This is a genomic window from Nitrospira sp. KM1 (genome assembly GCF_011405515.1).
Lineage (GTDB): Bacteria > Nitrospirota > Nitrospiria > Nitrospirales > Nitrospiraceae > Nitrospira_C.
On sequence record NZ_AP022671.1, the window covers coordinates 1,847,048 to 1,860,014 of the forward strand.

9 protein-coding genes are annotated in these 12,967 nt (G+C 58.4%); 3 read left to right on the forward strand and 6 right to left on the reverse strand.

What is annotated here, in order from left to right:
• Positions 1-38 precede the first annotated feature (38 nt).
• The gene (locus W02_RS08400; protein ID WP_173046672.1) at positions 39-920 is read left to right on the forward strand and encodes a hypothetical protein; all 882 of its coding nucleotides are present in this window, start codon (positions 39-41) and stop codon (positions 918-920) included.
• Positions 921-956: 36 nt separating this feature from the next.
• Here W02_RS08400 and W02_RS08405 read toward each other — a convergent pair whose 3' ends face one another.
• The 3 genes from W02_RS08405 to W02_RS08415 form a co-directional block, all read right to left on the reverse strand.
• On the reverse strand, positions 957-2,681 hold the full coding sequence (locus W02_RS08405) for a tetratricopeptide repeat protein (protein ID WP_173046673.1): 1,725 nt from the start codon (positions 2,679-2,681) through the stop codon (positions 957-959).
• Positions 2,682-2,742: 61 nt separating this feature from the next.
• On the reverse strand, positions 2,743-3,360 hold the full coding sequence (locus W02_RS08410; RefSeq protein WP_173046675.1) for a hypothetical protein: 618 nt from the start codon (positions 3,358-3,360) through the stop codon (positions 2,743-2,745).
• A 126-nt stretch (positions 3,361-3,486) separates the two neighbouring features.
• Positions 3,487-5,811: a caspase family protein gene (locus W02_RS08415; protein WP_173046677.1), complete on the reverse strand. Its 2,325-nt coding sequence runs from the start codon at positions 5,809-5,811 to the stop codon at positions 3,487-3,489.
• 174 nt (positions 5,812-5,985) lie between these two features.
• Between W02_RS08415 and W02_RS08420 the strand changes: the two genes are divergently transcribed.
• Complete coding sequence (locus W02_RS08420; RefSeq protein ID WP_173046678.1) at positions 5,986-7,593, forward strand: CHASE2 domain-containing protein; 1,608 nt, start codon at positions 5,986-5,988, stop codon at positions 7,591-7,593.
• Positions 7,594-7,612: 19 nt separating this feature from the next.
• Positions 7,613-8,518, forward strand: coding sequence for a hypothetical protein (locus W02_RS08425; RefSeq protein ID WP_173046680.1), 906 nt, complete (start codon positions 7,613-7,615; stop codon positions 8,516-8,518).
• 45 nt (positions 8,519-8,563) lie between these two features.
• Here the strand turns inward: W02_RS08425 and W02_RS08430 are convergent, their stop codons facing one another.
• From W02_RS08430 to W02_RS08440, 3 genes are all read right to left on the reverse strand, one after another.
• Complete coding sequence (locus W02_RS08430) at positions 8,564-8,842, reverse strand: hypothetical protein (protein WP_173046682.1); 279 nt, start codon at positions 8,840-8,842, stop codon at positions 8,564-8,566.
• A 329-nt stretch (positions 8,843-9,171) separates the two neighbouring features.
• A complete protein-coding gene (locus W02_RS08435) occupies positions 9,172-11,853 on the reverse strand; it encodes a glucosidase (protein ID WP_232068686.1) in 2,682 nt (893 codons plus the stop codon).
• A gap of 175 nt (positions 11,854-12,028) precedes the next feature.
• Entirely contained in the window at positions 12,029-12,961 is a 933-nt protein-coding gene (locus W02_RS08440) for an SMP-30/gluconolactonase/LRE family protein (protein ID WP_173046684.1), read from the reverse strand.
• Between the last annotated feature and the right edge of the window lie 6 nt (positions 12,962-12,967).

A 12,967-nucleotide genomic window follows, 5' to 3' on the forward strand; every position in this document is an offset into this window, starting at 1 on the left:
AGCGTACGACATCACCCAACCATTTCAGGAGGAATCGCATGAGCAAGCGGGCTGTGAGACTGGGCATTCTGTGCGGTGTGATGGCACTGACCGGCTTCACGTCTGAACCGGCGTGGACAGCTGACAAGATACCGGCCGACTCGCCGTCGACCGACCAGCCGGAGAAACGAGGAATCTTGGGCGATCGGTTTTCGTTGGACGCCGGGATGAAATTTTGGGTCGCAAAGTGGCAGCCGGCGGGATTCGTCGGCGGCATCAACTCCACCAGAACCTCGGACACGACGGCCATGATGGGTCCCAGCATCACCGGTACCGTCCGGTTACGGAACGACGAATGGTGGAACGCCCTCTCCGTTAACTTTACGTGGCTTCAGGCTGGGGGATTCGACTTCAGCCCTTTCGGATTTAACAACGGGGGAAACGGTCCGCCAATCGACCAGACCTCTGCGATCCGTCGTGATTACTCCATCGTCGGTGCGCTCTCAATCTGGCGAGGCTTCGGCGTATTCGCCGGATACTACAATATGCAACAGCGGTTCAGCAGCTCGTATCCCGGAGCCGTCCAGGGACCGGCTCATGAGAGCGTCTACATCAGCGGACCTCTGATCGGCTTGTTCGGATCGGGAACCGTATCCGGTCCATTGAAGGCCTATGGAAATCTCGCGGTTGGATTCTACGATGAGAAGTCGAACAACAACCCGAGTGGAACGGTGCAGACCACGGCCAAGGGTGTTCAGGGTTATTCTGCCGAGTTCGGCTTGTCCCTGGACGGACCCAGTCTGAAGGTCGGCAGCATCGGCTCCATCGGCTCTGCGATCCAGATGGGCTTCCGTGCTCAGGTCATCAACGTCAATACCGGACAGACAGCCAATAACGACGTCACGTGGGGACCGACCTTTCAGGTCGTGGCGCGATTCTAAAACGCGAGGTAATTGGAATGGGGTGGCGACGTCCGGTCAGTTTCTGTGCGCCGACCGGAACGCCACCCAACTTTCGACAGCCTGTTTGTCGTCGAATCTGAAGATGATGCCGACACGTTCATCCCGATAGGGACTTTGATACAGGTAGTAGCGACCCCGTCCCGACACGAAAACCGAGTTCGGAGAACCATAGGCCCGCTCGACTACGTTCACGGTATCCCCGCGTCGAACGCCCTTGATCGTCCGGCCTTCGGCTCCCTGCCGTCCGCTCAGAAGATACGTTGAGCTTCGCATCGATCCGCTGCCTTTGATGATCGCCGTGGCACGAACCGTTCCCCGTTGTCTGGAGACAACGGTCAAGGCAGGCCGCAACTCGTCGTCCGCATCCCACCGAGCCAGGGTCCGCGTGTCTTTGGGATTCATGAATTCACCTTCCCCGAGATCGGCGATCTTCATGTCCCCGACCTGCTCGGGAAGAGCGAGCGTTCGAGGTTCGGCAACGTGAAGACTTGCTCGACCCGCCGGCGCATTGATGCGCGCGAGGTTCTCGACACCGGCGCCGTTCCCGCTATTCGCAGCCAGTCCAAATTCCCGTTTGGCCGATTCATCATCACCTTGATGGGAGAATACGATCCCCTTGACGGCATGCGCACGAGCCAGCATCTCGGCGGCGCCCTGGGACTGCGCAAGCAACCGGGCCGCCTCGGCTCTAGAACCGGCCGACTCATAGTCGCCCAGCAGGTCGAATACACAGGCCAGGTTGAGCAGGGCCATCGCATACGACGGGTTCATGGCGACCGCTTTCTCGAGATGACGCCGGGCCTGCTCCAGCAAATCGTTCCGACGCCCGCGCCGTTGCTCCGGATCGGCGAACGTCATGCCCCGCTGCCCTTCTCCGGCAAGCCGCGATTCTGAATCGATTTCGAACGGATAGACGAATCTGTTCTCGGTTTCCGAAAACCATTGCAACGCATCGAGCGCCTCGGCCACCCCGGCGTTATTGAGGATTTCAGGCCCCGGAAACTCAGTGGCGATCCGGTCGAAGATCAATCCTGAGCTGGTGTAATCGCCGATCAGCAGCGCATACACCCCCGTCTCAAACAACGGAGCCAATTCGCGGAGCCGCTGTTGGGCCTCCTTCGCGGTCTCCCGGCGGTGCTTGAGGTGTTCGTAGGCGGGAAGCCCGGGATCGAACCGGTAGTGCGTGTAGATGGCATCGAACACCGGAGTCGCCACCGAAAGGGGTTGATACCCTGCCAGGAAACTGTAGAACCCTCCGAAGTAGTCCGCCTCCGCTTCCAACCGCCTCCGTTCCTTGGCGGATTCGATCCGGGGCACGTCTTCCCCGCTCTCTCCGCCTCCTAACGCCGTTTGGCGGTGCGCAAAGGCGCGGCCAAATCCTTCCGCCCAGCGATGGTTGCGGTAAAAATGTGCGAGTTCATGACCGAGGATGAGCGCCAACCCGTTGGCTTGTTCTTTGGGAAGCGACGACTGCAGCAGGTCGTAGAATTCCTCCTCGAGATAGACGGCATGCCGGCCGGGGAGAAACTGCGCGACGTCGAAGGTGGTGGCTTTGCCTTTGACGATGCGGAATTCCGGCGGAGTGCGAGGATCGTTGACCGACCGGACGAGTTGATCGAATACTTGCCGGCTGACGCGAACCTTCTGATTGGAAGCGGGGAGGAATTCTTCAGCGCAGGCGAGTGAGGACCATGTCAGAACGAGCGTTCCGATCCACCATATCGCACATCGCGACGGCATGTGGCCCCCGTGGAATCCGGCAGCCACACGTCGTCGTGTGTCGCCTGCGCGGACGCAGAAATCAACGCGGCTGCTCGACGCGAATCGAATCAACGGGAAGGTAGCCGACTTTGACGATCTCCCCTTGTGCGGTCTTCATCACGTATGGCACGACGACCTTTTGTCCCGGCGTATAGGGCGTCTCGCTGTGAAAGGTGACCCGATCCCCTTCGACTGTCCAGGTGCCGTCCTTCAACACCACCACATCATCTGGAAGATTGATCGATTCAATGGAACGAATCTGCCGGTCCAGCTGCTCGGATTCCGCGGTCAACCTGGCGAGTTCATCGGATACGGGGTGCGCCGCTCCGGCTGAATCTCCTCCATCTTTCCCTGCGAACCCGAATCCCCGCTCTTCCGATTGGCCGAGTTGATTGCGCAAACTCGCCACTTGCACGGCGGTGGATTCCTTTTTCGCGGCGAGGTCGGCCTTCGCCTGGCCGGGACTGGAAATGGTGGTGCCCTGAGCCAACTGGACACTCGCCTGACAGGTCCAAGTCTGAGCAGAAAATCCCTGGGGATTCCCGGGCATGTTGCCGGACACCCCGCATCCCATGGAGGTTGGGCAACCTCCGACTCCGAGTAAGGCCAACGCAGGAAACGGAAGCCACCATCGGGAGAAGTGACGAGTGGACGCCATAGTGTCCTCACGGTTGAATGTAGACCGGAGAAACGGGTGTCGATCTTTAAAGAAAGTCCCCCACCGAGTCAAGCTCCCATTTGCCGCGCGCAGTATAACAAGAGCCGGTTTCAACCTGCCTGGCAATCAAGGCACAGCGCCGTCCCCCGCATTTGCCGGCAGGCTGCGGCGAAACTGCCGGGTGATAGACCAATCGGACTGTCCACGTGTCTCCTGCCCCGATCCGGCAACCGCTTCTGATTCAATGAGTTGCCTCGCCTGTTGAATCTCATGCGCCGTCGTCAGCAGGATAAAGGTGTCTACTCCGAACGGCGCATGGACCCTCATAACTCCACTGTCCCCCAAGTCAATCATCGCCAGGTGCTCGGGGGATTTTTTTTCGAACCCTTTGGGGGGAATCAGGTTTTCGTATTCTTTGCTCGCATCGTTGGGAAACAACAGGGTCGATCGTCCTGATTGGTCGATCACAAAGACATAGACGTATCGCTGCTGGATTCCCCAGGTTTGTTGAATGTTTTTGATGGTTTCACGATCGGACTCGAGCATCAGACGGTATGCGCCTTCACGCAACGTACCGGAGCCGGCAGCCGGCGTGCTGGCGGCCGGACGGAACGTCAGTTCATAGGGAAATCGCCGATCATCGGGACTGCTCTTGATAGAGAGCCACTGATGGATGCGGGCCAGTCCTGCCAGACAGCTCTGCAAACCTCCGTGTGCGCAATCCATAGGTTTGTCATTGAAGGTGCCCCACAGGGTATGCACCGGAAGCGGCATCGGAGAATCAGCCTTTTCTGACGCCGCGGACCTAATAGGGTTTCGAAGCGCCCAGGCATAGTGCACGTGCCCGTCGCTCAAGCGACCCAACAACACGTATTGCGCTTCGTCCGAGTTCTTGACCAGTCGAATGGGATTCGGAATTGTCTCGATCGACGCCGTAAGGATCCGTTGCAATGCGGCGGAAGGAGGAATGTTCATGTAGAGCCGGATCGGGGCCCTCTCTTTCTGAAGTCGTTCGGCAATCTGCTTGGCCGTCGGCGCCGCACCGACCTTTTGTGTCCGGCCGTCAGGACCATGCAACAGCCACTCCGAGCCATTCCAGGTCAAGAGATGAGTGGGTGATTGTTCGGTCGGTTCCACAACCCAAGTCATACCGATCTGCAATAGATGATCATGAAGCCCTGCGGCGAGGTGCTCCGCCTCATGCAGGTTTTTGACCGCAGGGGGAAGCCAAATACGGAGAGCCGCCGGGTCGGCATTTCCCTTGCGGCTGACCTCAAATTCATCTCCCGGCTTGAGCCGATTCCAGTCTCCCTGAACAACAGCAGCCTGACTCCTTGCGAGATTTCGCACGTTCGCTATGCGTAGCCGTACCGCCCCGGCCGCAGAGACTAACTCCGTCCCGTTCGTCAGACCGATGGCACTCCCTCCCTGCACATCGACGTCATGAGGACCGTAGGCGCGGACGACATTGATTCGAAGTTTCGGCACATCGCCGTCCGGATCACCACCGAACAGCGGCGCTCGTTTCCGGGCTTCCGCCCCTGCGACCGCTGGATCCTGCTGCAGACCTTCGGCTTTCAACTTGGCTGTGACCCGTCTCATGATCCGGTCCGCGGTCGCATTCACCGCCGTCTCGTTCAGGGCTTCAGTCAATGCAAGCGTGAAGGCCCCGTGCCATTCTGTTTGATCTCCCGCACGATGAAGCGCTTCCTTGGCCTGCTGATCTTCCTGTGTCGCGGAAATGATGAGCGCGCCCTCCCGCCGTTCAGGCTCCTGACCGGAGGGATGGGCCGGCGGCTCCTCACCGATCAACACCGCCACGTCGCGGTCATCCTCCTCCAGAAATCGCACTTGGGCCGCAGTGGGCACCGCCCCGCGTGAAATTGAACCGCTATGGCAACTGTCGAAAATGGCCGTGAGCTTCGCACCTCGATCCAGCACCCGGGTAAACAGTCGATCCCACTCCTTGTCTCGAATGTCGATAATGGTCCGGTCCGCCTGTGCCCGATTGGCATCGGCGGGAACAATCGTTTCGTCTTTCCCGTCGAGTTCTGTCGAATTGGAATTTCGAATCCGGGATCCGTGACCCGCATAAAAAAAGATGCTGAGGTCGCCAGGCTGGGCGGAATCGATGAGATGACGCTTGAACTGTTCGAGAATCTCGGCCCGAGTGGCCTGTTCATCGGTGAGGAGGATGACGTCCTGATGTCGAAAGCCGAACCGGCGGATCAACAACTCCCGGATGGCAGTGGCATCGTTGACCGATCCACGAAGGTTGGGCCAAGTGCGGCGGCCGCCGGATGATGAACGAGAAGGCCCGTCGGCCGCATGTCCTCCGTCGTAATGGTCGATGCCGACCAAGAGGGCCCGCCGATTTTCGGCATCTGATGGATGCGGCAAGACCAGCCACGTCGCGAAAATGCAGGCCGCAGCGGCGAGGATCGTTCGCATTGCCGTGAAACGTGTCCTGCGTGAACTGCTCATGGAGCGGAGGGCGCCGGGTGTCTTAAGTCTTGTACGGTTTGATACACTGGGCCGCGCCTGTTAGGGGTTCCTTGCCGCACGTGTTTCGCATGTGCCCGCGGCGGCCTTGGGACAGTGAGCCCGCAAACCGGTTCGCGATGCATGATGTCTTCATGGCTTGATCCATCCGTCCTGCTCAAAAAGCTCATCGAATCGCTTCGGCATCGGCTCAAACCGTTGGAGCCCATTATAGCGCCGGTCGCCCAAATCTGGCGAAACCTCCCTTCATTCGTACAGCTCCTGCTCAAGAGCATCGCGATCGGCCTTGGGGCCGCGGTTATCCTGCACATCTGTCGGCCATACATTCCGGGGGTCGTCCCGGCAGAGCGGTCGGCAACGGATTGGGCGATTAACTTCTGGAAAGACCGTTCGGTCGAATCGCCGGCCTTATCGGAGCGGTTCGTCTTTGTCGATATCGACGAAGCAACCTACCAACAATGGGGAGAGCAGCTGTTCGTCCCACGGGACAAACTGCTCGCCCTGATCCGATTTGCCGTCGTGGCACAGGCCAAGCTGCTCGTCGTGGACACGGAATTGACCAAACGTGTCGCGCTTGTGCCGGCACAGACCGGAGGACTTTCCCCTCGAGAGGCCGGCGGGGACGCAGATGAACTCTTGAAGAACTATCTTGGCTCTTACAGCCGCCTGCTCCCGCAAGGAGACGGGGCTGAAAGCCGCGTACCGGTTATTTTTGTCCGGTCTATCGGACAGCCGCTGCTGCAGCCGGACGCGGACGGACGAATTCCTGACGGCACCCAGCACGAGACCGCCGCCTCGATTTCGGAAGAGCGTCCCTCTGAATTTCTTGAGAGCACGTTGGCAAACTCCATCGTGTTGCATTGGGCATCGGCCTTGATCGAGCGCGATGATGACGGCGTGGTCCGCGATTGGCGTTTATTCGAACCAACCTGCATCAAGGGAACACCAAACGTGACCCCTTCGATCGCGCTCCTCGCCTGGGCTCTGGTCAGGCAACCGGAATTGGATGGAGGGGCGTTTGCCGTCACCCGGTTTCGATCGGGACTGCGAGAACGATTTGCTCCCCCCGACACGTTTTGCACCCGGATGGCATCCGCTGGGATTCCCGATCCAAAGGCGCGACCGTCGAAGGCCTGGAGATTGATCGATCGGTCGTTGGGGAAACCGGTGGTCTTGAGTCTCAATCCCGACGATCTCGAACATCGCGTCTTCTATAAATTTCTCCCCGATTCGGTGCAGGCGGAACTGTTTTCACGGGTCCGCGCCTCCATCATTACCGACCCTCCTGTTGGCCGCCCGTTGAGTCCCGATTGGCTCAAAGGAAAGATCGTGGTGATTGGGTCAAGTTACGGCGCGGCCCACGACCGCCATGTCACCCCTTTGGGTGAAATGCCGGGCGGCTTGGTCGTGATCAATGAAATCAACGCCCTTCTTGAATACGGCCAGATCCGTGAACCCGACGCCCGGATCCGTTGGACGGTGCTGATTGCCCTGATCATGGCCTTCAGCCTTTCCTTTTCCTACTTTACGAAGTCGTGGGGCACGCGGGTGGCCCGGCTCATCATCAACGTCCTCTTCATCCCTTTGAGTCTCTGGCTTTTTCAATATGGATGGTGGTTAGATATTGTCTTCCCGTTGATGGTGCTCCAGGCGTACGGTCTCCTGGTCGATTTTCAAGTGGAGCCGCAGACGATCAAACGTAAGGCGGCAAGCCAGGCATCGCCGCGATAACCCGGCAGTTGAGGCCTCCTTGAACCTTCTCGCCCGTCTTCTGTTCGTATGGATTGCGATCTGCAGTATCAACCTGGCCCACGGCGGTCCGTCCGACGGTACAGGTCCGGTAGGATATGTTGAACAGCTGGCTGGCAATCTCGACAGCTTCTCTATCGAACGGGCAGGACGTACGCTCTCACCGGCGCTCCTCCTTCCTGTCCAAACCGGCGACCGGCTGTCGGTTCGCGGACGAGGAAACATCCTCTCTCTCCAATGCGGGAATCGTCGCATCCGAGTGACCGAGCTCGAGTCCCCTTTTGTCGTGCCGCCGAATGCGACGCCGCCCGGCTTCCTGTCGCGCCTGGGTGTCCTCCTCCTCGATGTCGGCGGTCGGTTAACCACGCAGCAGGCCAAGTCGGTGACCAAAGTCGCCACGAGCAGCCGTGGACACGACGAACCGCTTGCAATCCCACTATTGCAAGGCAGGACGTCCCACCTCGCTTTGCCGGATAAGACGCTCTATGTTGCCTGGGCAGGCGGTTCACCGCCCTATGAGGTGCGGGTGACTTCGGTCAAATCAGAATCGCGGCAAATCGCCGCCCTCGGGGGCATCGAGGATCAGCGCGCCATCGTCGCGCTTTCTCACTCGTTGCCGATCGGCTTCGCACAGGTAGAAATTATCGATCACGACGGAAGCACCGCGCGGGGACTGTTCGAAGTCATCCCGGCCAAGCGATTGCCGACAGCTGAGGCGGCGTTGAATGACACCGACGTTCCGGCGTCTCTGAAACAAATATTGTGGATGGATGCCTTGCTGAAAGACAGCCCGGCAGAATGGAGTTTTCAAGCCTATCAGGTCATCTCGCCGTTGGTCCCGGAATCCCAGCCTGCGCAGGCGCTCCGTGATTGTCTCGAGCGCACCGTGAGCTGTTACGATCGATAGTTCGCAGGCAACATCCCCGGCCGCCGACCATTCAATCCCGTCGACCTACTTTTTTCGCAATTTGAGGACCTCACGCTGCCTGGGCTTCGTCTGTTCATGAAGCTCTGTCGTGTCAGAGACGGGTTGCTCTGGCTTCTCCGGCATGCGCTGGTGACCTTCCCGTATCGAGCGCAGTTGGGCCGCATACAGCCGGCACTCTTCGCAGAAAAACAGATGGGTCTGAAACTTCGCGTTGACCATGGAAGACAATGTTTGCCTTGGCCCTGCGATGATTCTGGTCACATGCCTGCAGGGCAACGTCAGACGGGTAATAATGTTCTTCATGGAGTTCCAACCTTGCTCCATGGTCTCACCGCCGTGGAGACTCTTCAAGAGTTCAGTCGGCTGCAATGATGTTTTTTGCTATTGCACTCATTATTGTTTTGTAGAACCGACCGCGTTCTGAATCAGTGCATTTCCGACACTGCACGCAGTCCTTTCGAATGCCAGGCAGGCGACGTCGTTGCCTTGTTGGAAACGTATGAATGCTGTGTGCACCACGATGGCGGGCTCGGGGAAGGTGTAACTGCGGGCTTGGAGATTCAGCGAATCAGAGGATCTGCATGGCACGAATTGAGAAGAGATTAGAGATAACGGGAAATTAAACTTTCAAATTACTCTCCCGACTGCTGAATGAGCTTTGCGACGAGACCAGTCCAGCCGGTCTGGTGACTTGCTCCGATGCCTGCGCCATTGTCGCCGTGAAAATATTCATAGAAGCAGAGATGGTTCTGCCAATGCGGGTCCTCCTGGAACACTCGTGTGCCTCCAAAGACCGGCCGTTCTCCCTTCTCATTTGTCAGAAAGACATGCGTCAATCGGCGCGACAGTTCGCGGGCGACCTGCCAGAGCGTCATGTGGTGCCCCGATCCAGTCGGATATTCGACCTGAAAATCGTCTCCGAGAAAAAAATGAAACTTTTGCAGCGACTCGATGAGGAGAAAATTCACCGGAAACCAGACCGGCCCTCGCCAATTGGAATTGCCGCCGAACAGGTCGGTTGACGATTCCGCCGGCTCGTAGTCCACTCGATGCTCGTGCCCCATCACCGAAAGGATGTAGGGGTGCTCTTTGTGATGGCGGGACAGGGCTCTGATACCGTATGGAGACAGAAATTCCTGCTCGTCCAGCATGTACCGAAGCACGGACCGCAGCCGGTCGCGAGTCACCAGCGAGAGAAACCTTCTCACGCCACCGTCGTACGATTGCGTCTCGATGTGCTGACCAAAGTCCGGCCGGTTTTCGATGAACCACTGCATCCGATGCTTGAAGCGGGGCAGACGGTCGACCAGGTCGGAGTCGAGCGTATCGACGGCGAACAGGGGAATGAGTCCCACCATCGAGCGCACCTTCAGATGGTGGGTATCTCCGTTGGGCAGATGCAGCACGTCATAGAAGAAGCCGTCTTCCCGATTCCACAATTCGATCTTCTCGCCGCCCATGTTATTCATCGCGCGGCAAATATAGACAAAATGTTCGAAGAACTTGCTCGCCACATCCTCGTACGCGACGTTGTCCCGGGCGAGTTCCAGCGCGATGGTCAACATGTTGAGACAGTACATGCCCATCCAGCTCGTCGCATCCGATTGCTCGATGCGCCCTCCGGTGGGGAGAGGCGCGCTCCGGTCGAACACGCCGATGTTATCGAGTCCGAGAAATCCCCCCTGGAAGATATTCTTGCCGTCCATGTCCTTGCGATTCACCCACCAGGTAAAATTCAGCAGCAGCTTGTGAAAGACGCGCTCCAGAAAACGGCGGTCGCCCACCCCTTTGCGCTTCTTTTCGATCTTATAGACGCGCCACGCCGCCCAGGCATGCACAGGGGGATTGACATCGCCGAACGCCCATTCATAGGCGGGCATTTGGCCGTTGGGGTGCATATACCATTCACGGAGCATCAGAACCAATTGCTCTTTCGCAAAGGTGGCATCGACCAGGGATAGGGGGATGCAGTGGAACGCCAGATCCCATGCGGCATACCAGGGGTATTCCCATTTGTCGGGCATCGAGATCACATCCGCATTGTAGAGATGCGTCCAATCCGCATTCCGACCGCGCAGCCGTTCAGCCGGAGGTTCGGTACCGACCGTATCGCCCTTCAACCACCGGTTCACCTCGTAGTGATAGAACTGCTTGCCCCAGAGCAACCCGGCAAACGCTTGCCGTTGCACGCGCCGCGCATCCTCCGACAGATTGGCGGGAGCCAACTGGTCGTAAAACTCATTCGCCTCGCGAATCCGCTCCTCGAACACGGCATCGAAGTCCTGATGGCTGAATGCCGGTACAGCTTCCTCATTGGTGAATCTCAGTCGAACGGTCTTGCTCACACCGGGTGCCAACGTGAACACATATTGAGCCGACGCTTTGGTGCCGATGTGGTCCGGATTGACTGCGTCCTTGTCGCCCTGCACGATGTAATCGTGAAAACTGTCCTTCACATACCGGCTGCATTCCGCATCTCCATACAGGCGGCGGGTATTCGTTTCATTTTCAGTGAACAGGAGGTTCGGTCGCCCCTCGCAGACCAATCGTCGCAGCCCGTAATATTCGTGGATCGTTTCGATGACGCTTGCCTGGTTGCTTGATTCTGCCTGTCTGAACCGGGGCCGCCGGATATCGGAACCCCATGACCACGTGTTGCGATACCAGATGGTGGGGAGCAAAGTCAGCTCGGCCGACACGGGCCCGCGATTGATCATCTGGATACGTATGCACACGTCTTCCGGAGTCGCTTTCGCATATTCCACGATTACGTCGAAGTACCTGCTCCCATCGAAGACACCGGTATCGATCAATTCGTATTCCGGTTCTTTGCGCGCCCTCCGGCGGTTTTCCTCCAGGAGTTGGGCATAGGGGAACGCAGCCTGTGGATACTTGTAGAGGAATTTCATGTACGAATGCGTGGGCGTGGAGTCCAGATAAAAGTAGTACTCTTTGACGTCTTCGCCGTGGTTCCCCTCGGGACCTGTGAGGCCGAACAGCCGCTCCTTCAGGATGTGGTCGCGGCCGTTCCAGAGTGCAATGGCGAAACACATGAACTGATGGCGGTCGCACAGGCCGGCAAGGCCATCCTCGTTCCAGCGAAACGTGCGGGAGCGGGCATGATCGTGTGGAAACGACTCCCAAGCGGAGCCGTCGCGGCTATAATCTTCCCGGACGGTGCCCCATGCCCGGTCGCTGAGATAGGGCCCCCAGCGTTTCCAGTGGCGTTTCCGGTGAGCGTCGTCTTCCAGGCGCTGTTGTTCTGCACTGATCGGCACAGATGCCGTGTCGGTCTTCCGGCTTTCAGTCTCCACACATCTCCTTCGGAAGGGGTGCACGCGCGTTGAAACAATTTGCAGACGACGATTGGCGCAGCCTAGTCTGCGGGAAATCCATAGTCAAGCCGACGGGGAATCTCTCCATCGAAGTATGAGACGCGGACCGCAATGAATCAGGCTGTTTTATGATTGCATGGCCGGAATGATCCGCTCACCAGCCCGCCCCTCGTGCGATGATTCGGAGCCGATACACGGACGAACCACCCGTCATGAACAGCGTCCGCCCGTCCTCCCCCCACGCCACGTTGGACGACGGCATTCCCGTTTCAACGGTACCCAATAGCGTCCCATCCGGAGCAATCACACTCAGCCCGCCGTAGCGCGAGCCGAATATGTTTCCGTCTCGATCCAGCTTGAATCCATCCGGTCCGTCCGGTCCAGAAAACGGCTGCTTATGCCAACGCGCCGCGTCGAAAAATACGCGGCCGTTCGACACCGTACCGTCTGCCTTCAGATCATAGGCCAACCATGCCGAGCGATTCGGATCGACGTCGGAGATATACAAAATGTTTTCGTCCGGCGAGAAGGCGATGCCATTGGGCGCGAATATGTCGTGAACAATCAACGTGACGGCGCCTTCAGGCGTGAGCCGGTAGACTCCCTGTATCGGCGCCTTGTCCGGATCGTGAAATGTCTCGGGAAGCCCGAAAGGCGGATCGGTAAAATAGAGGTCCCCGTTGGATCGGAAGACCAGATCATTGGGACTGTTAAATCGATAGCCGCCATGGCCGGACGCCAGCGTCGACATGCGTCCGTCCTGTTCCAACCTGCCGATTTCGCGATCTCCGTGCCGGCACAATACCAAGCGACCCTTGGTATCGAAGGCCAGTCCGTTCGATCCGGGCTCTTTCCCGCGAAACGGAGCTGCCCCACTGTACCCGCTTCGCTTCAAAAACGGTCTGGTGCCGCGGCCATCTTTCCATGCATAGACGGTATTTGAGGGGATATCGGAAAACAACAACACTCCTGTGCGCCTGTCCCACACAGGTCCTTCGGTCCAGGTAAAACCATCGGCAATCTGTTCGATGAGAGTGTCGTGGGGGACGAGCCGGTCGAATCTGGGGTCGAGCGCACGAATAGGCATGGTGGA